The 22,310-nt window shown below is 41.8% G+C and carries 17 protein-coding genes and 1 other RNA gene; 12 read left to right on the top strand and 6 right to left on the bottom strand.

Annotated features, from left to right (window positions below; all coding sequences use genetic code 11):
- The first annotated feature begins 227 nt into the window (after positions 1-227).
- Positions 228-2,162: a mechanosensitive ion channel family protein gene (locus H0262_RS04910; protein WP_181210153.1), complete on the top strand. Its 1,935-nt coding sequence runs from the start codon at positions 228-230 to the stop codon at positions 2,160-2,162.
- Positions 2,163-2,183: 21 nt separating this feature from the next.
- Here H0262_RS04910 and H0262_RS04905 read toward each other — a convergent pair whose 3' ends face one another.
- The 5 genes from H0262_RS04905 to H0262_RS04885 form a co-directional block, all read right to left on the bottom strand.
- A complete protein-coding gene (locus tag H0262_RS04905; protein ID WP_181209907.1) occupies positions 2,184-2,843 on the bottom strand; it encodes a DNA-3-methyladenine glycosylase in 660 nt (219 codons plus the stop codon).
- Between the two features lie 108 nt (positions 2,844-2,951).
- Positions 2,952-3,683 (bottom strand): Smr/MutS family protein, encoded by a 732-nt coding sequence (locus tag H0262_RS04900; protein ID WP_011513775.1) that lies wholly within the window; start codon positions 3,681-3,683, stop codon positions 2,952-2,954.
- Between the two features lie 103 nt (positions 3,684-3,786).
- On the bottom strand, positions 3,787-4,674 hold the full coding sequence (gene trpC / locus H0262_RS04895; protein WP_149409451.1) for an indole-3-glycerol phosphate synthase TrpC: 888 nt from the start codon (positions 4,672-4,674) through the stop codon (positions 3,787-3,789).
- Positions 4,675-4,737: 63 nt separating this feature from the next.
- Positions 4,738-5,877: an anthranilate phosphoribosyltransferase gene (gene trpD, locus H0262_RS04890; RefSeq protein WP_011513773.1), complete on the bottom strand. Its 1,140-nt coding sequence runs from the start codon at positions 5,875-5,877 to the stop codon at positions 4,738-4,740.
- Positions 5,878-5,922: 45 nt separating this feature from the next.
- The gene (locus H0262_RS04885) at positions 5,923-6,546 is read right to left on the bottom strand and encodes an aminodeoxychorismate/anthranilate synthase component II (protein WP_181209906.1); all 624 of its coding nucleotides are present in this window, start codon (positions 6,544-6,546) and stop codon (positions 5,923-5,925) included.
- A gap of 749 nt (positions 6,547-7,295) precedes the next feature.
- Here H0262_RS04885 and glnA point away from each other — a divergent pair.
- Positions 7,296-8,705, top strand: coding sequence for a type I glutamate--ammonia ligase (gene glnA / locus H0262_RS04880; protein ID WP_011513771.1), 1,410 nt, complete (start codon positions 7,296-7,298; stop codon positions 8,703-8,705).
- A 195-nt stretch (positions 8,706-8,900) separates the two neighbouring features.
- Positions 8,901-9,722: a DUF4124 domain-containing protein gene (locus H0262_RS04875; protein WP_181209905.1), complete on the top strand. Its 822-nt coding sequence runs from the start codon at positions 8,901-8,903 to the stop codon at positions 9,720-9,722.
- A 98-nt stretch (positions 9,723-9,820) separates the two neighbouring features.
- Here the strand turns inward: H0262_RS04875 and H0262_RS04870 are convergent, their stop codons facing one another.
- Positions 9,821-10,537, bottom strand: a complete 717-nt coding sequence (locus H0262_RS04870) for an SIMPL domain-containing protein (RefSeq protein WP_181209904.1) — start codon at positions 10,535-10,537, stop codon at positions 9,821-9,823.
- A 244-nt stretch (positions 10,538-10,781) separates the two neighbouring features.
- Here H0262_RS04870 and ffs point away from each other — a divergent pair.
- The 9 genes from ffs (at position 10,782) to H0262_RS04825 (ending at position 22,206) form a co-directional block, all read left to right on the top strand.
- Positions 10,782-10,878: signal recognition particle sRNA small type (ffs, locus tag H0262_RS04865), an RNA gene on the top strand.
- Positions 10,879-11,012: 134 nt separating this feature from the next.
- Complete coding sequence (locus H0262_RS04860; protein WP_310502982.1) at positions 11,013-13,100, top strand: M48 family metalloprotease; 2,088 nt, start codon at positions 11,013-11,015, stop codon at positions 13,098-13,100.
- A 105-nt stretch (positions 13,101-13,205) separates the two neighbouring features.
- Positions 13,206-14,066 carry a hypothetical protein gene (locus tag H0262_RS04855; protein WP_181209903.1) on the top strand — a complete coding sequence of 287 codons (861 nt, stop codon included), beginning with the start codon at positions 13,206-13,208 and terminating at the stop codon, positions 14,064-14,066.
- A gap of 151 nt (positions 14,067-14,217) precedes the next feature.
- Positions 14,218-15,327: a 3-phosphoserine/phosphohydroxythreonine transaminase gene (gene serC / locus H0262_RS04850; RefSeq protein WP_181209902.1), complete on the top strand. Its 1,110-nt coding sequence runs from the start codon at positions 14,218-14,220 to the stop codon at positions 15,325-15,327.
- 247 nt (positions 15,328-15,574) lie between these two features.
- Complete coding sequence (locus H0262_RS04845) at positions 15,575-17,407, top strand: extracellular solute-binding protein (protein ID WP_181209901.1); 1,833 nt, start codon at positions 15,575-15,577, stop codon at positions 17,405-17,407.
- A gap of 94 nt (positions 17,408-17,501) precedes the next feature.
- Positions 17,502-18,281, top strand: a complete 780-nt coding sequence (gene gloB / locus H0262_RS04840) for a hydroxyacylglutathione hydrolase (RefSeq protein ID WP_181209900.1) — start codon at positions 17,502-17,504, stop codon at positions 18,279-18,281.
- Positions 18,282-18,372: 91 nt separating this feature from the next.
- Entirely contained in the window at positions 18,373-19,440 is a 1,068-nt protein-coding gene (gene yejB / locus H0262_RS04835; protein ID WP_181209899.1) for a microcin C ABC transporter permease YejB, read from the top strand.
- On the top strand, positions 19,440-20,522 hold the full coding sequence (locus H0262_RS04830; RefSeq protein WP_181209898.1) for an ABC transporter permease: 1,083 nt from the start codon (positions 19,440-19,442) through the stop codon (positions 20,520-20,522). The genes yejB and H0262_RS04830 overlap by 1 nt, the downstream gene beginning before the upstream one ends.
- A gap of 1 nt (position 20,523) precedes the next feature.
- Complete coding sequence (locus H0262_RS04825) at positions 20,524-22,206, top strand: ABC transporter ATP-binding protein (RefSeq protein ID WP_181209897.1); 1,683 nt, start codon at positions 20,524-20,526, stop codon at positions 22,204-22,206.
- Positions 22,207-22,310 lie beyond the last annotated feature (104 nt).

Below are 22,310 nucleotides of genomic sequence, written 5' to 3'. Positions count from 1 at the left end.
AAAATACATGGCGTTATTATCTATAAAAGCACCTCATTTATAAACCACTTTCACCTAATGTTTATTCATCATAGGGTGAATATTATTCACTATTAGCTATCTTTGAGTGTTTTAAGCAAGGGACAAGCTATTTATCATTTTTTTGTTCACTAGTGATATTTTTGACCATCATAATTGTTATTATAGGGCAGATTTTCCCCGTTTTTCGTTATGCCATTCATAAAGCCATGAGGTTTGTTTTGTTTATTAAACATCGTCTGAATACCACTGCCGTGCCATCTTTATCGATGTCATTGATGAAGTTACCATTAATCGTGATAACACTACTCGTTGCTATGGCACTTAGTATCCTCTCGCAGCCTAGTGCGTTGGCAGCTGAGACGAGCATACTGGGTGTGGGTGGGACTAAGACTGAGGAAGGGGATGGCACATCGATACCTGATTCATTCGGACGCGATACGCCTCGGCATACGGTGCAAGGATTTATTGCAGCATTGGGTGAAAATGATTATTTGCTGGCGAGTAATTACTTAAATCTATCTAAATCTGATAATCCCACAACCATTGTACGACAGTTCAAGCAAGCCCTCGATGCAGGTGGTCGTTTTCAGGCTGATCTACAGATTAATAATACGCCTGAAGGCAATTTGACCGATCAGCTACCGCCAAGCCAAGAAAATGTAGGTGTCATCAAAGTCAGTGATGCCAGCATTCCTCTATTACTTGAAAGAGTGGTGTCAAAAGAAGGTGAGCAATATTGGCAGTTTTCTACCGATACACTCAGCTCAATACCAGAGGCGATAGAGAACTATGAGCCGACTTTGGTTTCTCGTTATACCATTGACTCGTTGGAAGGCAAAAAGCTTTTTGGTTATCAGTTGGCTGATTTGGTAGCCGCTTTAATGATGACTATCAGTAGTTTTTTGTTCACGTACATCGCAGTATGGCTACTGTATCATTTATTAGAAATCACTTACCCTCGTGTCCGTGATGTACCGCTACCATTGCCAGATAAAGTGATATTGCCGCTAGCGGTGGTGATTATGGCGCTGATTTTATCTGAGGTGATGGTTTATGCGGGCGTGTCAGTGACCCTGCGCGAGCCTGTCAACCGTTTCGCCGAGATTGCTTCGTGGGTGGCGATAACGTGGTTGTTATTACGCATTATCGATGCATTATTTACCCGTGCAGTGAACTTAAGCTATAAGAAAAACTATACTGAACGGGTCTCAATTTTGGGGCTACTACGCAAAGTCGTCAAAGCACTGTTATTGATATTTGCAGTCATCGTCACTTTTGGTAACTTGGGCTTTGACTTAACGACGGGTATTGCGGCATTAGGTGTCGGTGGTTTAGCGTTAGCATTAGGTGCGCAAAAGACCATCGAAAACTTAGTCGGTAGTGTGGTAGTAGTGGCAGATTCGCCCGTACGTATCGGTGATTATTGCAAGTTTGGTACCTATGAAGGCACCGTCATCGATATTGGTATTCGCTCATCGCGCGTGCGTACTTTGACTCGCACTATCGTCACAGTACCTAATGGCGATTTTTCATCGATGCAAATTGAAAACTTTACCTCGCGTGATATGTTTCGCTTTTTGCATCAGCTATATATCAAGCGTACCGCTGATATTGATGTTGTGTTTAAGATGGTCAAGCACTTGGATACGTTTTTGGATGAGCATGAATTAACCAATCAAGAATGGAACCAAGTCAATATCTTAGAGCTGCGTCAAGATTGTTATATTATTCAATTGCAAGCCTATATCAATGCCACTGGTATCATCGAATTCTATGAAAAACAAGATGTGTTATTTGTTGATCTATTAATGCAAGTTAGAAAGTATGATGTAGAGCATGCCCTGCCAACACAGCAGCTTATTGTTAAGCAGCCAGAGCTTCAGGCTGAATTAGATCATGAAAGTAAAGAAGGCGAGACGGTTGACAAGAAAAATGCTGCTGATGATAAGCCTGAAGCCGTTAGTTTAAGCAAGGATGTGGATACTATTGATGATGAGCAGACCGCAGATAAACCCAAAGATGGCTTAAAAAAGGATATGATCGACAATAGATACAAACGCATTCATAAAAATCGTGGTTATAATTTAGCAAAACTAAAGTTCAAGCAGGTTAAAAAGAGCTTTAGATTCCCTAAAGTATGAAGCATTTAGTAAGATAGCCTATTATAAAGGCACTGCTTTTCTATTATTTAGCCAGCCGTAGTGTGACCATAGTAGTAAGCTAGCAGCACTCCGATGTGGCGACCAATCTTTGGTCGCCATTTTTAATTGTTTTGGTGTTGGACGTTCTGCTAGACCTAGCAAATCCATCGCTGCGACTTTAATCGCCAAGTCATCGACCGCCAGTACATCAGCTCGTCCTAAAGAGAATAATAAGTACATTTCAGCCGTCCAACAGCCAATACCAATGACGGCAGTGAGTATCTCAAGCACTTCTTTATCACTTATGGTGGTTAATGCTTCAAAGTCGATATCATGTTCAACCAATGAGCGCGTATAACGAATTTTTTGCTTAGATAACCCTTGTGTTCGCAATATATCATCTTCTACCTGAATAATCGTTTGCGGTGAGGTGAGGTTAGCATCAAGCAGTTTTTTCCAAATGCTGGAAGCCGCCACTACAGATAGCTGTTGACCAACTATCGCTCTCACTAGCTGCTCAAAGCCGCCAGTATTACGTCTTAAGTCTGGAGCACCTACTTGCTCATAGATAGGAGCAAATTTTGGTTCAATAGCAATAAGTGCATCGATGTGAAGTTTGAGCTGTTCATTATTTTCAATTGTTTTAACGGTTTTTATTATTTCAGTATTTTGTACGTCCATGAGAGACTTGTCCTAAATAATTAAATTTACCTACTGAATATAGGTTAAATACAGCTATAAAAAAAGACTGCTTATTTGCAGTCCTTTTTTGTTCCTAAACCAAAGAGCTTACTCGCTATCAGGCTTATTCTTTTTTAATAATACCAATACAGCGCCATTGCCACCATCTTTTGGCGGGGCTGAGCAAAATGCCAACACTTCTGGTAATTGACGTAACCAACCGTTGACGCAAGTTTTTAGAATCGCTTCACTACCTTTACCATGGACGATTTTTACCGATGTTTCATTGTTTTGCTTTGCTTGGCTGAGTAGTTGGGTCATCGCTACACGTGCTTCTTCAATAGTGCAGCCATGAATATCTACAGCATCGTACCAACGTAATTTACCTTGTTTTAGCTGGGTAAAAATTTTGTTTTGTAAGGTAGGGTTTTTATAAGATAAGTAGGCTTCACCAGCAACAGGGTTCAATAAAGCCTGCATATCTGATAAACCAGCGCCCAAGTCGCTTGCTTCGCCACCTTGAGCGGCTGCACGCTTAGACAGTGTCGCTGCATCAGGCTTTTTGGCTTTTGCTGCATTGGCAGGTGAACGTACGTTTTTATCGTCGAGTTGATTGACACCATTCATTGCTTGCATGAACAAGACTTTATCATCATCGATATGTTCGCTATCCATCTGTTTGACGGTTTTTTTAACTTGCTTTTGAGTCAATAGCGAGACAGGCTCAGTGGGCTTACCGTCGTCGCCATCAGGTGACACGGTATCACGACCTTTACTCAATTGACCTTTAAGCTCTTTAAGTTGGTCTTGCATTTCTTTTGAAAATAGAGAGTTTGACATAATAATTAATGTATCGTTGGTTAGTGAATAAATGATTAATTGAGTAAGTAATAAAGATAATGACTATTTTCATATTGGCTTTATCTAAACTATCTCACTTACTTTACGCCTGTGCTGCGACGCTCGCAAGTAAGGATTGTAATGCTTGTCCAGGATGATCGGTTTTCATAAATTGCTCCCCGATTAAAAAGTGCTGAATATTATGGCTTAGCATCATGCGGATATCGTTACTGCTGTGAATGCCACTTTCGGTTACGATGAGCGGTCGTAGCAAGCTATCATTAGGGTTAGCAGAAAATGCATCATCAATAGCAAGCTCGCGTAATAGGGCGTTCTTTAAATCAAGTGTCGTCTGCAAATCCACATCAAAGGTATTTAAGTCACGGTTATTGATACCGTAGATATTGTGCTCTGAATGTGGCAGTTGTAGGGCACGTTCAAGCTCTTCTGCCGTATGCACTTCTATCAACACATCCATACCAAGCTCGATGCTAAGCGCATGTAGCTCTTTCGCCTGTACGTCATCAAGGCACGCCATAATCAGTAATATACAATCTGCACCAAGTAAATATGACTGATAAATCTGATAGACATCAATCATAAAATCTTTACGTAATATCGGCAGATCACAAGCTTCACGTGCTTGGACCAAGTAGCTATCATCACCTTGGAAGTAATCGCGATCTGTCAATACAGACAGACAGCTTGCGCCTGATTGCTCATACTGCTTAGCAAATAAAGCTGGCGCAAAGTTGTGATTGATAATACCTTTAGAAGGTGAGGCTTTTTTTATCTCAGCAATAATACCGATATTAGCGGCGCGCAAGGCACTGGCAAAACCGCGACGAGGTTGTTTATCTGCCGCGACTTTCGCTTGTAAGTCCTCAAGTGATAACAGATTACGAGCAGCAGCAACCTCTTCATGTTTGGTAGCAACAATACGTTGTAATACTGAAGGAATATGTGAGCCAACTGTTTTGTTAGTAGTCATGGCGGTATCCAAATATGGTTAAAGATAAATAGTCTATGATGGCTAGGTTTATGTACTTATAAGTTAAGCATTGGCTGCCAATTGCTGCGTATATTGTGCCAAAGACTCAAGCTTCACTAAAGCCTCGCCATTTTGGATAATTTTTTGTGCTCGGCTCACACCGTTTGGATAGTTGCTTGCAAGTCCTGCAGTATATATCGCTGCGCCTGCATTTAACGCAATCATATCGCGCGCTTTAAGCACTGATCGTTCATGTGTCTCTGTGCCTGACAAAGCGGCACGTATTAGCTCAAGGCTTTGCGCTGGTGAGTCAACATCAAGCCCAATCAAGGTTTGTGAATCAATACCTGCATCCTCTGGCATCATATCATAGACAGAAATTTCACCATCTTTTAATTCAGCCACCGTAGTCGAGGTTGCGAGACTTATTTCATCCAAACCATCTTTTGCACCGACGACCATCACATGGCGCGCGCCTAGATTTTTCATGACCTTTGCTAAAGGTTCACATAATTGCGCGGTAAAAACGCCAATCACCAAATTGGGCGTACCAGCAGGGTTGGTGAGTGGACCTAAAATATTAAAAATCGTTCTAGATTTTAGCTCACGGCGTACTGGATTGGCATAACGCATGGCACTATGGTGGTTTGGCGCAAATAAAAAGCCAATACCTTGGTCTTCGATACAGGCTTGCGCTTGCTCAGGCGTCAGCGATAGACTGATACCAGCTTGCTCAAGCAAGTCCGAGCTACCAGATTTGCTTGAAACACCGCGGTTACCATGTTTGGCAACTTGTGCACCTGCTGCTGCTGCTACCAACGCTGCCGCTGTAGAGACATTAAATAAGTTGGCACCATCACCACCTGTACCAACGATATCGACCATATAGTCACAGTCTTTTGGGGCGATATTTGACGCTAATGCACGCATAGCACTTGCTGAGGCGGTAATCTCATCGATTGATTCGCCTTTCATACGCAGACCGGTCAAAATAGCACCCATCATGGCATCACTACATCTGCCTTGCATGATGATTAGCATCACTTGATACATCTCATCAAAGGTCAGATCAATGTGTTGAAAAATCCTACCTAATGCGGTGGTTAGTAGCTCATGGATACTGTCATCTGACAGCTGATGGATATCTTCTGGCGTACGGGTTACGTTTGAAAGTACATTCTGCAAAGGAGCAGTGGTCATCATATTCTCACTTATTATTATTTTAAATTTTTAGATAATTTCTAGCGGCTAGCCCACCTGTGGCAAGTTATCGGTGTCTATAACAGCCAAATTATGCGCTCGTAAAAAGTTATTAAGCAGCTGATAGCCAGCCTCACTTAAAATAGATTCAGGATGAAACTGTACCCCTTCAATGGCAAAGTCACGGTGACGAATACCCATGATTTCTTCTATGCTGCCATCGATATGTTGGGTCCAAGCAGTGACCTCAAAGCCATCAGGTAAGCTTGATTTATCAATAACCAGTGAATGATAGCGGGTAAACTGTGCAGGATTGGGTAAATCCATAAACACACCCTCTCCATTATGGTAAATACCAGATAAGCGTCCGTGCATCACTTCGCTTGCTTTGACTATGTTACCGCCAAACGCCTGTCCAATAGCTTGGTGACCCAAGCAGATACCCAGTATTGGTATCATGCCTTTAAAAGTATCAATCAATTCAAGTGAGATGCCGGCGCTATCAGGGGTGCAAGGTCCAGGACCGATAACGATGACGTCAGGCGCAAGCGCTTTTATTTGCTCAATGCTAATCTCATCATTACGACAAACGGTGATGTCCTGCTGCAATTCACCGAAGTACTGTACAATATTATATGTAAAGCTGTCGTAGTTATCGATCATCAGAATCATGAGGGCTTCAACTTATTGAGATGTTTACTGTTGGTGTTGATTAATAAATTTGTATGGCAGTTTGCTATGTCACTTAATGTTAAAGATTTTATGGCATCATTATATTAACATTATTTTGTCGTCTATCAAATGTGATGATTCTATAGATTGAATGTCGCTAGATAAAAGTATGTTTAATCGTTAATGGAACGGCAACTTGGCACCATTACCGCTGCTAAAAAAAGTATATTTTCAAAAAATATTTGTAAATGTTCCAATATGGTGCACGTGCACTAAATATATTCTTATCTATGCACTATTATGATGCTAATATTATGATATTGAATCGTCGATATTCATTGTTAGAAGCAAATGTGAGACAATATTTTTTCTGGAAGATTAGACTGTATTTTATTTAACTAACTGTATTTATTAGTAATAAATTAAAAATATGATGACCTAGAGTAATGAAACTAGCTAGGTTGGCATGGCTGTTGCATCTTCCTAGCATACAAGTATCTTGTATTGCCTTGCAGCACAAACTATTTATCAATCGGCGTCTGAAGAGTGCAACATTATTAGCGAGATATTGCTAATATAGCAATTGCATTTGTCTGATTGATAAAAATGTGTCATTAATAATAAAGACAGATACTGGCTATTAGTATGAATAACGAGTAAAAACCGTTATCTTCAACCTCAGCACTGTTTAGTAATACAAAGCCATTACTATAATTTCAGTACCATGATAATCACTAGGGAAACTATCTATGTCAAATAAACTACTTGATCTGATCAAATCATCCAACGCTAAATGGGTTGATTTCCGCTTCACTGATACCCGCGGTAAAGAGCATCATATGAGCTTTCCAGCTCATAGCGTTGATGAAGAATCGATGGAAGATGGCAAAATGTTTGATGGCTCATCGATTGCTGGTTGGAAAGGGATTGAAGCATCAGACATGATTTTGCGTCCTGATCCTGATACGGCGTTTATTGACCCATTCTTTGATGCGGTTACGGTTGTTGTGACTTGTGACATCATTGAGCCATCAACCCTACAAGGTTATGACCGTGATCCACGCTCTATCGCGCGCCGTGCTGAAGAGTATTTAAAATCTACCGGTATTGGTGACACTGCCTATTTTGGTCCTGAGCCTGAATTCTTTGTGTTTGATGAAGTAAAATGGTCTGTGGGCATGTCTGGTGTCAGTCATGAAATCGTCGCTGAAGAAGCCGCTTGGTCAACTAACAAAGACTACGAGTGGGGCAACATGGGTCATCGCCCACGTGTCAAAGGCGGTTATGTACCAGTGCCACCGGTTGATAGCGCACAAGATATGCGTACCGTCATGTGTGATCGCATTGAAGATATGATTGGTGAAGGTTGTATCGAAGTCCATCACCATGAAGTTGCGCCTTGTCAGTTAGAGATTGGCGTTGCTTTTAACACTCTAGTACGCAAAGCAGATGAAGTGCAAAAACTCAAATATGCTGTACATAACGTTGCTCATCAGTTTGGAAAAACAGCAACTTTTATGCCAAAGCCTATCGTTGGTGACAATGGCTCTGGTATGCACGTCCATATCTCAATCTCAAAAGATGGTGTCAATACTTTCTCTGGTGATGAATATGCGGGCTTGTCTGAAACGGCATTGTATTTTGTCGGTGGTATCATTAAACACGCTCGTGCACTTAATGCGATTACCAATCCATCAACCAACAGCTATAAGCGCCTTGTGCCACATTATGAAGCGCCTATCAAGCTTGCGTACTCAGCATCTAACCGTTCAGCGTCTATCCGTATTCCGCACGTTAGTAGCCCAAAAGCAGTGCGTGTTGAAGCACGTTTCCCTGATCCAGCAGCCAACCCATACCTAGCGTTTGCGGCGTTGTTAATGGCTGGTATTGACGGTATTCAAAATAAAATGCATCCAGGTGAAGCAGCTGACAAAAATTTATATGATTTGCCACCAGAAGAAGAAGCACTGATCCCAACGGTCGCTGAAAACTTAGAAGTGGCGCTACAAGCACTAAAAGATGATCATGAGTTCTTATTAAAAGGCGATGTATTTACCAAAGAGATGTTAGAGGCTTATATTGCTCTAAAACAAGAAGAAGCACAGCGCGTCAACATTACTGTTCATCCAGTTGAGTTTGACTTGTATTACAGCTGCTAATTTATAGCTAATACGCTCAATGATTTTAATAAAAAACCAGTTAAGTAGATCTTAGCTGGTTTTTTTTGCTCTTGAATATTTGTGTTGACTGAGCTGACAAAATTTCTGTGCAGACGATACTGCTTTAATATGAAAAGTAACGCATAATAGTTTCATCTGTATATTAATAATAAGTATCTATTAGGCTGACTGACTATGACTCTATTATCAAAAAGTAATCTTTTGAATAAAAGTGTGACTTTAAGCCTGCTGACGGGTTTTATAGTTAGCACGGCTAGTCTTTGGATGCCTGTTGCAAATGCCGCTGCTATTTATAAAGTCATTGATGAAAAAACGGGTCAAGTCACCTTTACCGATCGCCCGCAGAACTACGAAAATAAACCGGGCAAGCAAATTAGTGAAACTTCTGTTATAACGGACACTCGCTCTACGTCCAATAATGCTACTAATAACAGCACCGCAGTAGATAGTAATCCTATTGCACCTGCTAAGCCAATGGTCACTAGCAATGCAACACCGCCAGCGATGGCAAGTGCTTCAAGCGCAATTCAAGCACCACGCGTTAGTTATCAATTAACGATGATTGAGCCTAGCGAAGAGCGCGCCTATCGTCGTCCGGCGCAAAGTATCGTGGTCACTCTACAAACTAAACCTGCACTACAAGTAGGAGATAGTGTGAGTATTACGCTTGATGGTAATGAGGTAACCCAAGGTTTAAGTGCCTCAATTTCTACGGTTAATATCCTACCGGGCTCTCATGTTATTCATGCTGTGATTAAAAACGCGAAAGGGCAGACGTTAAAGCAAATATCACGAACTATTTATGTGATTCAAAATACGCAGACATTGCAAAATAATAAAAAAATTGCTGAGCAGCTTTTGGCTTATCAGCGCTTGCCTTGGCATCAAAAGGTGTTGTTAAAACTGCGTCAAGATGGCAAACAGCCTAATATGCAAACCTTTAATAAACCACAAGTAAACACACCTATGACTCTTGAGCAACCAGCTATAAAGTAGCCTATGATGAATAATGTTATCTAAAAAATAAAGGCAATCACTGATATTAGCGATTGCCTTTATTCATACTCATCTTTTCATATAACTTTGACGGTATTTTATTTAGTCAACTCAATCGTACCATTGGCAGTGACTGAGATGGTGCTGTTACCAGATTCAAAGTTTTGGCTTGGTACAGACGCATCAGCACTCTCAGCTTTCATACTCATTGCATTATACATCGGGCGCGGATAATTGCTGCCAGTGTTTAGATTGACATTGACGACACGATAGCCACGAGCATCCCAAGCACGGGTCATATTTTTAGCTTGCTGCTGAAAGGCGCGAGAAGCTTCGGTCATTAGCTTTTGCTCTAGCGCATTCTTTTTGATATCTGAAACACCAAAGCTGAGATTTTCCATCACTAAGGTTTCTTGTAAATCAGCAATCAGCTGGCTAGTTGCGGTAAAATCCGTACTTTTTAGATCTATATTTGCCTGTCCTGTCCAGCCAATGATTTTATTATTTTTATCATAGCGTGGGTAGGTACGCTGTTGCCCTGTACTGACGGTGACAGTTGGGTAGCGTTTAGCGATTTTTAAAGCATTGTTAATCGAATTGTTTAATGTGGTTGCTAATGCTTTTGCATCAGTTGCCTGTGCTTTTTTATATAAGCTGGCAGTGACCTCATCGTTTTGAATCTCTTCTTTTACTTCTGCCTGAAAAGTAAGTTGGTCGTAGCCAGTTGGTGCTGCATGAGCGCTTCCCATCATCGCTGTTAATAAAAGCGCTGTACCAGTGCTGAGAGCAGCTTTACTAGTTAATATGTTTTTCATCATAATCTCCTGAATGACGTAATTGTGTTTGAAGAAGTTAATTTGAAGGCCATAAAAATGCATTTTATTTATTTGGCATTTTTTATAGCATTTAAGCTTCTTAGCTAAAATAGCAAAATTTAAAAGTATCGCTGTGAGAATTTTGTCACTTAAGTTACAGGCGCATGTAGTATAAAAAGCGAACAGTTTTACGATTGGGGTTGTAATAATGAAAAATTCTTGTATAATCTGCAGCTGGTGGCCCCATTGGTAGCCTCGCAACATTGTTCTATGAATCCCGCCAGGACCGGAAGGTAGCAACGGTAATAGTTATAATGTGTGCCGAGGATGTGCTGATGGGGTCGCTTTTTTTTGTCCAAAATTTGATAATAAAATATAAATAAGCCAAAATATTTAATCCTGATAATAAGCCCTTCATTATAAAGGGCTTTTTTTTCGCCTGCCTTTTGTCTTATTTTGAACTTTTGGTAAACTTATAGCAAAAGGACAGTTTATTGGACTTCAAAACAGCCTTGCTGTTGATCGACAAGCACCGCGTAATATCTGGACATTACTAATACATGGGTTGAGCTTCTCTAGCATGGCAAGTGCTCAACTAATCAAGCACAGCTTTAACCGCGAGCGTGAATTGCTAGCCGATGCGACCAGTATACAGCTCACACGCTCGCCAGCAATTATGGAAACCTTGCAAGCCATTCATCAAGATTCTTTGGGTTCGCGCTTGACAGGTATCGCCGGTATTAATGGACTTAGTCATTTTTTCTTTGCCAGTAGCGGCGCCGACCTAGGTGATGTTTCATGGTTTGCCACTCATCCAAGTTTGAGTGAGCGTATGAGCGCCATTAATGCCAATACTTATCACAAATTTGCCATACAAGTTGCCAAAGAAAAACATATTAATCAGAAGAAAGTACAAGAAGTTTATGAGCAGCGCCGGCTGGGTGATTGGGGAGCAATAACAGCAAATAGCCTAAAAAGAAAAAATAATAGCCTAAATACAGAATCGCCAGAAAAAATCATACTTCAATCTCAGTCATCACCTAGTATTTATAAGAACAATGATACAGAAATAAGTAGTGAACTAGACACGGATTCAGGTCTTGAGTTTGCTGTAGAGAAGGATGTGATAGTTGATGGGCGTTTACAAGTAAAAGCAAAGTCGATTGATAAACATCAGCTGATAAGGCCATGGCAAGCAAAGCATGATAGCGACCTGCTGGCAAAAAAATTAATCAGTACTGCTGATATAAACAAGGTGTCATTGCCACAATATGTGCTTAATCACAGTTACCATCCGCGGGGTGCGCAGGCTTTGATTGAGGCGGTGATGTTATGCCATCAAGGTTGCATATTGTCTACAATTGCCACTTATGATTTATCAGATATCTGGAGTGGTATTCCTAAAGATAGGGTAGTGACTACGACTGATAGTAGCTCTACTAGTAGCTCTACGTCTAATGTAAAACCTCGAATTGATACAATGAGTGATCAGAAAATATTGCCGCATACCATAGACCAGCAGTTACTAGAGATGGTTGCTGGTATTGATCGGCGGTTAGATAGTGCTTTGATAATATTGGCTATAAAGCAACTATCCCAGCATGATTTATCCGAAAGCGTGATAAATGAATTACGCTTAAAAAGTGAAAGTAGCCATAGCCACCAAAGCCATCTATATTATAAACAGAAAACAAAATCTCGTACCATGCTGATGCGTTATCAGCACGGCATCATTGAGCTGTTTAAAAGTCAGTTAATCGTCGATTTGAGCAGAAATTTTGCTGATGAAATAGCCAATGATGACGTTTACATGGGTGAGCCTAAACCAGTATTCACGCGCTCAGAGAATACAATCTCTCGATCACCATCAATTTTGTCATTATGGCAGGCGCTGCACTTACAGCAACTACTGCCTATATTGTCTGGTGTTTTAAACCATAATTTATCAAGCGCCAATGAATCATGGCAACTGGAGTTACGAGCTGGTTTAGATGATATTTATGCCCAGCTTGATCCATCAGGTCAGGTTTTTAACAGCCTTGGCAACGCTGAAAAAACAATATTAACGCTACTAGCCTACCGATTATCAAAAGATGTCAAAGGTCAGGTAGCATCAGCTCTGAGGGATAGAAGTTTTAATGTGTCCAATTATGTTGTATATGTACGCCGTCATGCACGCCTGATTGATATTGATTTAACAGCAGTGAGCGATGCAAATTTGCAATGGCTACTATTGACTGCACAAAATTTAAATAGTGTGCAATTATTGGCATTGATAGAAGCAGTGCCTGTTTTTATATCATCAAGCATAGACAGTGAAGAGGCTGGTGATAATTATCAAGACAGGCAGCAGAGTGATGGTCAAATAGAGTATAATAGCGCTATAAAAAACAGCCATATTGATGATGTCATTACTGATAATCTATATATACTTAGCCATTATCGTCAATGGCTAAGTACATTGCATACAGTGATGTTACACGATACGATAGTCAGCCAAGATGAATATGATTGCTTAACGATACTGGCAGAGCACTGGCTTGGTGTTAGACAGCTTTTTTAGGTAGATTAGACGATTTTATAGTTAATGCGTCAAGTAATGGTTAGCATCGTTTCTGACAGTAAAAGTCTGTAAACCCATTTTAGATAAGTAGGATAGTAGAGTCGCATGAGTGATATCCAAGACCCGCAGCTGGTATTACAGCACCGTGTACAGCAGCGTCAGATTTTAGCGATGATGGGTATCAATCAGTGGGTGCAGCCAAGCTCAGAAACTCTTAATATCAGTGATATTGCAGCATCTACTGTCATGCCCAGTATGACTCAGTCTGATTCTACTACTAGCAACGTCAAGACACAGCCAAATAATGAACAGCCAGTTGTCAGCATCGTAAATCCAGATGAAAAAAACGTTGAAATATTAGATAGCAGTGCTGACCATAATGTCTCTGCTTATCCATATAATGAAGCGGGAACTGACGACCTCCAAGATATAAGCGCGCATATCTTTAACAAACAAAGCCCAGTTACTTATAGTTTTGATGCAGTCAGCCCTGATACCGCAGTTGGTTCTAAGATAGATACGGTCGTTCAACAAGACGTTGCTCTGTTTGATGAGCAGGTATTTTCTAATGACAGTCATTATGACCATACCCTTAAGGTAGCACCGTTCCACTTACAAGGTGGTCGTTATGGCGATTGGGTAATCATTGCTGATATTCAAGCGCTTAATAATGACAGCCAAAAACTGTGGCAAAATATCACACAAGCGCTATCAATCTCTTGTGAGACAACATCATTCCCTATCTGTGAAGGCATGGATACGGCTGAGCTTGCCAATGCCAGTTTTGCTGGACATGTCTTTAAAATTGGACGCTGCGAAGAAGAAATAAAGGTGTTGGCGTTGACTGCGTTACCTGAAGGGCTTGAGCATCCCGATTTGACTGCTGCACCAACGTTAGATGAAATGCTTACTGATAGTCGCTTAAAGCGCACGCTTTGGGAGATGATTTCTGGTTCGGCTGATTAACAGTGAAAGTTTTAATTATTTTTTATAAGCAACATAGTCGTTAGCCAATAAAATAAAAACGTAAGAAGTATTTCAATGGTTAACTTTTAAATCCCATAAGTTTTAAATCCCAACTAACAACGATGATTTTATCATATTTAGGATAATGATTATGACTACCAAAGCCGCTCCTAACCGTGTACCTAATTTTTCAGCAGGACCTGCTACTATACCGACCGCCGTGTTATCACGTGCTCAAGAAGAGTTGCTAGACTGGCAAGGACGCGGCGTATCGGTGATGGAAATCAGCCATCGTAGTAAAGAGTACATCGCGATTACTGAAAAAGCTGAAGCCAAACTGCGCTCGTTGATGGATATTCCAGACAATTATAAAGTGCTATTTTTGCAAGGTGGTGCCAGCTTACAGTTTTCAGCCATTCCATTAAATCTGTTAAATGGTGGACGCGGTGACTACCTCACTACTGGTGCTTGGTCAGGAAAAGCCATTAAAGAAGCGCAACGTTATGCTAATTTAGGTCTTGGTGAAGTTAATCTGGTGGCAACAGGCAAAGACAGTAACTTTACCGACGTGCCAGACCAAAGTGACTGGAACCTGAGCGAAGATGCGGCGTATTTCCACTACTGTGCCAATGAGACCATTCATGGTTTGCAAGTATTTGAGCCACCGAAAGTTGATACGCCTATTATCGTTGATATGTCATCTTGCATTTTGTCACAACCGATTGATGTGTCTAAATTTGGGATGATTTATGCTGGTGCGCAAAAGAATATTGGTCCAGCCGGGCTAATCATTGTCATCATTCGCGAAGATTTATTAGGGCAGGCAAGTGAATGGTGCCCACTACTCATGAACTATGAACACCAAGCCGAAAAAGAATCTATGTCAAACACGCCAGCGACGTACTCTTGGTACTTGGCAGGGCTGGTCTTTGATTGGTTAGAAGAGCAAGGCGGCGTTGCTGCTATCGGGAAAATCAATCAACAAAAAGCGGATTTGCTCTATAAAACGATTGACGATAGTCGCTTTTATAGCAATCCAGTCGACCCTAAGTATCGTTCTATCATGAACGTCCCATTTACGTTGGCTGACAGCAGTCTTGATAAAGTGTTTTTAGAAGAGTCAGAAGCCGCAGGTTTACTGCATCTAAAAGGTCACCGCGATGTTGGCGGTATGCGTGCTAGCATCTACAATGCGGTGTCGCTAGACTGGGTACAGCAATTGGTCGACTTTATGATTGCGTTTGAAAAGAAGCACGCTTAAGTCAGTACAGTTTTTGGAAAAAAGACGCACTTTTATGAGTTGCGTCTTTTTTTATGAGCATTGATGCTTATTATTGGTGAATAATGTGTCATAGAGTCACTTTCACGCTGCAAACCATTAGGTTAAAAAATCTAAGTTTGTTATGATAAAATTTTGCGGCACTTACTGCTTTCAATTATAGGGCAGCACTTTAGTCAATTATCACCATATTCATTGGGCTAGCACAGGGGTTTGTTATAACTTTATTATGCTAAAAAATACCATGCTAAAAACTGTCCTATTAGTGATCATGGCGAGCTGGATACCAGCCAGTATCGCGGTGCCGATCACTACTACTGCGCTTGGTCATAATAGTCCTACTGAATATATCAACGCCCCATTTATGCCGTATGCCAATCCAAATGCGCCCACCGGTGGCACGTTGTCGCTTGATGCGCGTGGTACTTTTAATGCGGCTAATAAATGGATGACGACGGGGGTAGCAATGGCTGGCACCGACTATCTATATGATACCTTGATGACAGGCTCACTAAATGAAGCTTTTACCATGTATCCGCAGCTGGCAAGTAAGGTCACTTATGATCCTGATGATACCAGCTGGATTATTTATCATATCAATCCTGCCGCACGCTTTTGGGATGGATCACCGGTGACCAGTCACGATGTAAAAGCCACTTACGACGCGATACTGAACAAAGGACCGATGCATATTCGCAGCTATTTGGGGGATATTAAAGACATTCAGATTATTAATAAACAACAAGTAAAGTTTGTTTTTGCCTCTGATAAAAATAAAGAGATTTTATTAACGGTTGGTCAATTTCCTATTTTTGCCAAGTCTTCTATCGAGGCTGATTTTGAAAAAATTAGCCTAACGCCATTGATGGGTAGCGGTCCTTACAAATTAGGGCGTGTTGATGCGGGACGGGCGGTCATTTATGTGCGTGATCCCAATTATTGGGGTCGTGATTTGATGGTCAATCGTGGTCGTTATAATTTTGATATGATTAAGTTTGTCTACTATCAGAGTGATGAGATTGCTTTTGAAGGTTTTAAATCGGGTCAATATCGTTTTCGCCCAGAGAATAAAGCGTCTAACTGGGCAACGGGTTATAATTTCCCCGCAGTAAAAGCAGGTCTTATTAGTAAAGAATCAATAAGCAGTCAAAATCCAGTGCCGATGCAAGCACTTATCATGAATATGCGTCGGCCCATCTTTCAAGATATTCGTGTCCGTCAAGCCTTAACCGCAGCTTATGATTTCGAATGGATGAATAAAACCTTATTTCATGGGCAGTATGAGCGTTTGCAAAGCTTTTTTCATGGATCAGAGCTTGCCGCCACTGGCACGCCGACAGATGCAGAGATGCAGGTGCTAATTCCATTATTATCTAAACTTGAACCAATGCAGCGCAAAGCAGTATTAATGGAGTGGCAGCTGCCAACCAGTGATGGTAGTGGCTTTAATCGCGAAGGGTTGTTAAAAGCGCGGCAGCTGTTGCTAGATGCTGGATTTTATTATGAAGATATGAAGCTGTATCAGCCGGATGGCAAGCTTGCTCAGATTGAAATTTTAATGACAGGCGAAACCATGGGTCGAGTGTTGTTGCCTTATATTCGTAATCTAAAGCGTTTAGGCTTTGATGTGACGCTACGCCAAGTGGATGGTGCACAATATTATGAGCGTGTGCGTCGTTTCGATTATGACATGGTAGTCGATGTATTCGCCCAGAGCTTATCGCCTGGTGCTGAGCAAGCGGCATTTTGGGGCAGTGCGGCGGCTGATGAGCCTGGTAATCATAATACGGCTGGCATAAAAAATACTGCTATCGATACAGTGACAGCGTTGCTTGCCAATGCTAAAAACCGTGATGAGATTGTACTCTATACTCAAGTGCTCGATCGCCTGCTGCGTGCAGGTCACTATTTGGTGCCATTATATGGTAAGTCTAATACCAATGTCGCGTATTGGAATCAATACCGTCATACTGAAAAGCTGCCATCTAATGCCATCGGTATTGATTACTGGTGGACGGATAAAAAAGCAGAAGCACGCGTTAATCAATATTTAAAACAGTAATCGACAATGACAGTAAGTGACAGTGACATTAAAAGTAATTTGAAAGAATTTAATAGACATTAGCAATAAAGATAACCACTGGTAAGGATTTAGTATGAGTATTCGTATTCACCCAATTAAAGCGTTCAATGACAATTATATTTGGACATTAATCAATGAGAGTAACAAGCAAGCCATTGTTATTGATCCGGGTCAAGCGGCACCAGTCGTTGCTTATTTAGAGGAAAATGGATTAGAGCTGACGTCTATCTGGACGAGTCATCATCATCATGACCATATCGGCGGCGTTGCAGAGTTACAAGAATCGTATCCGATGACGCATCTGGTTGCGCATACTGAGCATAATGTCGATGAAGATCAGACCATAAAGGATGGTAGTACAGTAAGCGCGTGGGGCTGCTCTGCGCAGGTATGGGATGTGTCCGGTCATACCGCTAGCCATATGGCTTATATATTAGATATCGATGGCCTTAAGCATTGCTTTTGTGGCGATACCTTATTTAGTGCTGGATGCGGACGTGTGTTTACAGGAACGATTGAGCAGTTGCATGACAGCTTTAAGCGTCTAAATGGACTGCCAGCTGAGACGCTGTTATATCCTGCACATGAATATACTGCTAGCAATCTACGTTTTGGGTTGTCGATTGAGCCTGATAATGAAGCGATGCAGCAAGCTTTGGCACAAGCAGAAGACAAAACCGCACAAGGCATTCCGACGCTCCCCGTTACTTTAGGACATGAACGTGCGATCAATGTATTTTTACGGACGCAAGAGCCGAGTGTGATTGCAGGTGTAAAGGCTCAGTTTAATATCGATGATGATAAATCTTTGACTGTATTTGCAGCTCTACGTGAGCTTAAAAATAACTTTTAAATTCTAATCAATGCTTCGACTGACGCTTTGAGAGTTATTAGCTGCGCATTCTTTCTATTGCCATATTTCTTACTATTAGGAAGCCGCCATTATGGGTCGTTATATCTTAAAAAGGTTGTTATTGATATTACCGACGCTATTTTTGATATTGCTGGCGAATTTTGTCATTGTACAAGCAGCGCCCGGCGGTCCTGTTGAGCAGCAATTCGCCATGATTGAGCAAGGTGCAAAAGACAATGCCTTGGGCGGTAATATTGGTGCGGGTAGTTCAGGTAATAATAGTACGTATCAAGGCACGCGCGGCCTATCAGAAGAGATGGTGGCGGCGATTAATGCACAATATGGCTTCGACAAATCCGCGCCTGAGCGCTTTTGGCTAATGCTAAAAAATTATGCCCAGCTGGATTTTGGGGAGTCGTTTTTTAAAGGGCAATCGGTCACTGATTTGATTATCGAGAAGCTACCCGTTTCAATCTCGCTTGGGCTTTGGAGCACGCTGCTGATTTATATGATAGCGATTCCACTAGGGGTCTATAAAGCCATGCATCATGGCTCAGGGATTGATAAAGTCACAGCCATGCTACTAGCTATCGGCCATGCAATACCCGTTTTCGTATTTGCCGTTATATTACTGGTGTTTTTTGCAGGTGGCAGCTACTGGAATATCTTTCCACTGCAAGGCTTGACCTCTGAGAATTTTGATCAATTGAGCGTGCTGGGTAAAATCAAAGATTACTTTTGGCATTTGGCGCTACCGCTGCTAGCAAGTACGGTTGGTGGTTTCGCTGGCTTGACCTATTTGACCAAGTTTAGCTTTTTAGAAGAGTTGGGCAAGCAATACGTACTTACTGCACGTGCCAAAGGTTTAGGAGAGAGGCAAGTGCTATACGGACATGTGTTTCGTAATGCCATGCTGATTATTATCGCCGGTATTCCAGCGGCTATCGTTGGCATTTTCTTTGCCGGTAATTTCCTTATTGAGATTATTTTTAAACTTGATGGTTTGGGCTTGTTAGGTTTCGAAGCCATTCAGCAGCGTGATTATCCCGTGATATTTGGCACGCTGTTTATTTTTACCTTGGTAGGATTATTATTACAGTTAATCAGTGATTTAAGTTATCACTTAATTGATCCCCGTATCGATTTTGAGGGGCGCTAATGTCAAGTCATCCATTACCTTCAACGCACTCAAGCGCATCTGCTATTGCTATAGAAAAAAAACGTCGCCTAAATCCTATCTGGCAGGCGCGACTTAATCGCTTTCGTCAAAATCGTCTTGGTGTCATATCGCTGTTCATTTTTGCCTTGATATTTGTCATCTGTATGGCAGCCAATGTGATTGCCAATGACAAGCCGCTACTTGTACAGTATCAAGGCGATTACTACTTCCCCGTACTAAAAGCCTATCCTGAGACGACTTTTGGCGGAGTGTTTGAGACCGAGACCAATTACAAAGACCCTGCGGTACAAACACTGATTAATGATCAGGGTTATTATGTGATGCCGATCATTCCGTTTGCTGATCAGACACCAAACGTTGAGCTGGGCATTCCATATCCAGCGGCACCCAATAGCCAGAATTGGCTTGGTACGGATGACTTGGGTCGCGATGTGCTGGCGCGTATACTGTATGGCATGCGAGTGTCATTATTATTTGGTCTGGCATTGACACTAGCAGGAGCAGTGATTGGTATTATCGTCGGTGCGATACAAGGTTATTACGGTGGCTGGATAGATTTGGCAGGGCAGCGCTTCATGGAGGTTTGGGGCGGGATGCCGCAGCTGTTTATGATTATTATCTTGGTCAGCCTGTTTAGCCCCAGTATCTTTATGCTGTTTGCAATGATGTTATTGTTCGGTTGGATGGGGCTGGTTGGCTTGGTACGAGCAGAGTTTTTACGCGCGCGCAACTTTGACTATGTGCGTGCGGCGCGTAATCTGGGGGCTTCCGACAGCCAAATCATGCTAAGGCATATCTTGCCCAATGCGCTAGCGTCAAGCTTGTCACAGCTGCCGTTCATTTTAACGGCCAATATTATTGCGTTAACAGCGCTAGATTTCTTAGGTTATGGTTTACCGCCTGGGTCACCGTCTCTGGGTGAGCTGATGGTACAAGGGAAAAACAACCTTGATGCACCATGGCTGGCCTTATCGGGATTTTTTAGTTTGACCTTTATTTTGTCGTTGCTCATCTTCGTTGGCGAAGCACTGCGTGATGCCTTTGATCCGAGGCGCTCTTAATATGACAACTGAGAATATGACAACTGCTACTGAGCAAAATAGTCTTTTAAATGACAATCATAGCAATATATCAAATAAGCTCATGCTGACAGTGGATAAGCTTAACATCGCAACTACTTCAGGTACTGTTTTAGTCGATAAGCTAACGTATGAGCTCAGGCAAGGTCAGACGCTAGCCATCGTTGGTGAATCAGGCTCTGGTAAATCGATCGCAAGTCTTGCGCTATTAGGCCTGCTCCCAGATAGCTTGACCGTTACTGGTAAAGTGCAGTTAGCAGATACATTAGGAATGATTACATTACCGATAGCCAACGATAGAATACGTAATGCAGCTCTACGTGATGTACGTGGGCGGCGCATAGGTATGGTGTTCCAAGAGCCGATGACAGCGCTTAATCCATTGCATACAGTTGCCAAACAAATTGCAGAATCGCTCCGTCTAATCGGAGTATCCAAAAATCAATGGCATGAAAAAAGTATCGTCTTGTTAAATGATGTCAATATCACCGATCCTACTGATAAGCTAAATCGCTATCCGCATGAGTTATCGGGTGGTCAGCGTCAGCGGGTGATGATTGCCATGGCATTAGCGCAGCAACCTGACATCTTAATCGCTGATGAGCCAACCACCGCGCTTGATGTAACCTTGCAACATGAGATTCTCGCTCTATTAGACAATCTTAAACGTCAGCATAATATGGCAATGATATTGATTAGCCATGACCTCAATCTGGTCAGGCGCTACAGTGATGAAGTCATCGTTATGCGTCAAGGGCAGACTATTGAGCAGGGTAGAACGGCAGCGGTATTTAGTCAGCCTAAAGCAGAATATACCCGCTCGCTTATCAAACAAGAATTTGGACAAGCATTAGATTTATTTGATACTGAGAATCAGCAACCAACTGTATTGAAAGTAAATAACTTGCAAGTACAGTTTCCAATTGAAAAAAGTCTGTTTGGCGGTACCAAACGCTGGTTCGAGGCTGTTAAAGATGTCGATATGAGCCTGCAAAAAGGTCAGGCATTGGGCATCGTTGGTGAGTCAGGCTCGGGTAAAACAACAATTGCCCTTGCGTTAAGTCAGTTACTTAGCAATCAAGCGCGTGTCAGTGGTCAGGTAGTGGTGAATAATCAAGATATTGCGGCGTTATCAAAACGTGATTTGCGCACCTTCCGCTCACAGATTCAAATGGTTTTTCAAGATCCATTTGCCAGTATCAACCCTCGTATGACTGTCATGGAAATCGTCGAAGAAGGGCTGTTAGTACAAGGCGTTGTTAAAGTAGCACGTCAGCAGGCAGTAATGAACAGTCTTGCTACCGTGCATTTACCGTTAGAGTTTGTGCAGCGTTATCCGCACGAGCTATCAGGTGGTCAGCGTCAACGGGTGGCTCTGGCTCGTGCCCTTATTATGCAGCCAAGTCTCTTAATATTGGATGAGCCAACGTCTGCGCTTGATAGCACTACGCAAGTCACTGTAGTGAATTTGCTACGTGAAATTCAAGAGAAACTGCAAATCAGCTATGTGTTTATCAGTCATGATTTAAAAGTAGTCCGTGCTTTGTGTCAGCAAATTATAGTGTTAAAAGAAAGCAAGTGCATTGAGTTTGGGCGTACCGAAGACGTGTTCAATAATCCACAACATCCGTATGTAAAGCAATTATTTCAGGCGAGTGTGATATAGCCTAAGTAAATGATACTAAATATTCAGAACATAGCAGTTCATACTAATAGCGACATACCAAAAATCGCAATGGTACAATAAGTTTGGACAGTAGTTTACTTTAT

It is taken from the genome of Psychrobacter sp. D2 (assembly GCF_013608135.1).
Classification (GTDB): domain Bacteria; phylum Pseudomonadota; class Gammaproteobacteria; order Pseudomonadales; family Moraxellaceae; genus Psychrobacter; species Psychrobacter cryohalolentis.
The sequence above is the reverse complement of the archived record's forward strand: the minus strand, read 5'-3'. Positions and strand labels throughout refer to the sequence as shown.

Bases quoted from the DNA above. Each gene is read 5' to 3' on its own strand.
- H0262_RS04900 (WP_011513775.1), bottom strand. From the start codon at position 3,683: ATGTCAAACTCTCTATTTTCAAAAGAAATGCAAGACCAACTTAAAGAG.
- H0262_RS04825 (WP_181209897.1), top strand. From the start codon at position 20,524: ATGACAACTGAGAATATGACAACTGCTACTGAGCAAAATAGTCTTTTA.
- H0262_RS04855 (WP_181209903.1), top strand. From the start codon at position 13,206: ATGAGTGATATCCAAGACCCGCAGCTGGTATTACAGCACCGTGTACAG.
- trpC (WP_149409451.1), bottom strand. From the start codon at position 4,674: ATGACTACTAACAAAACAGTTGGCTCACATATTCCTTCAGTATTACAA.
- glnA (WP_011513771.1), top strand. From the start codon at position 7,296: ATGTCAAATAAACTACTTGATCTGATCAAATCATCCAACGCTAAATGG.
- serC (WP_181209902.1), top strand. From the start codon at position 14,218: ATGACTACCAAAGCCGCTCCTAACCGTGTACCTAATTTTTCAGCAGGA.
- gloB (WP_181209900.1), top strand. From the start codon at position 17,502: ATGAGTATTCGTATTCACCCAATTAAAGCGTTCAATGACAATTATATT.
- H0262_RS04870 (WP_181209904.1), bottom strand. From the start codon at position 10,537: ATGAAAAACATATTAACTAGTAAAGCTGCTCTCAGCACTGGTACAGCG.
- H0262_RS04885 (WP_181209906.1), bottom strand. From the start codon at position 6,546: ATGATTCTGATGATCGATAACTACGACAGCTTTACATATAATATTGTA.
- H0262_RS04905 (WP_181209907.1), bottom strand. From the start codon at position 2,843: ATGGACGTACAAAATACTGAAATAATAAAAACCGTTAAAACAATTGAA.
- trpD (WP_011513773.1), bottom strand. From the start codon at position 5,877: ATGATGACCACTGCTCCTTTGCAGAATGTACTTTCAAACGTAACCCGT.
- H0262_RS04875 (WP_181209905.1), top strand. From the start codon at position 8,901: ATGACTCTATTATCAAAAAGTAATCTTTTGAATAAAAGTGTGACTTTA.
- H0262_RS04830 (WP_181209898.1), top strand. From the start codon at position 19,440: ATGTCAAGTCATCCATTACCTTCAACGCACTCAAGCGCATCTGCTATT.
- yejB (WP_181209899.1), top strand. From the start codon at position 18,373: ATGGGTCGTTATATCTTAAAAAGGTTGTTATTGATATTACCGACGCTA.
- H0262_RS04845 (WP_181209901.1), top strand. From the start codon at position 15,575: ATGCTAAAAAATACCATGCTAAAAACTGTCCTATTAGTGATCATGGCG.
- H0262_RS04910 (WP_181210153.1), top strand. From the start codon at position 228: ATGAGGTTTGTTTTGTTTATTAAACATCGTCTGAATACCACTGCCGTG.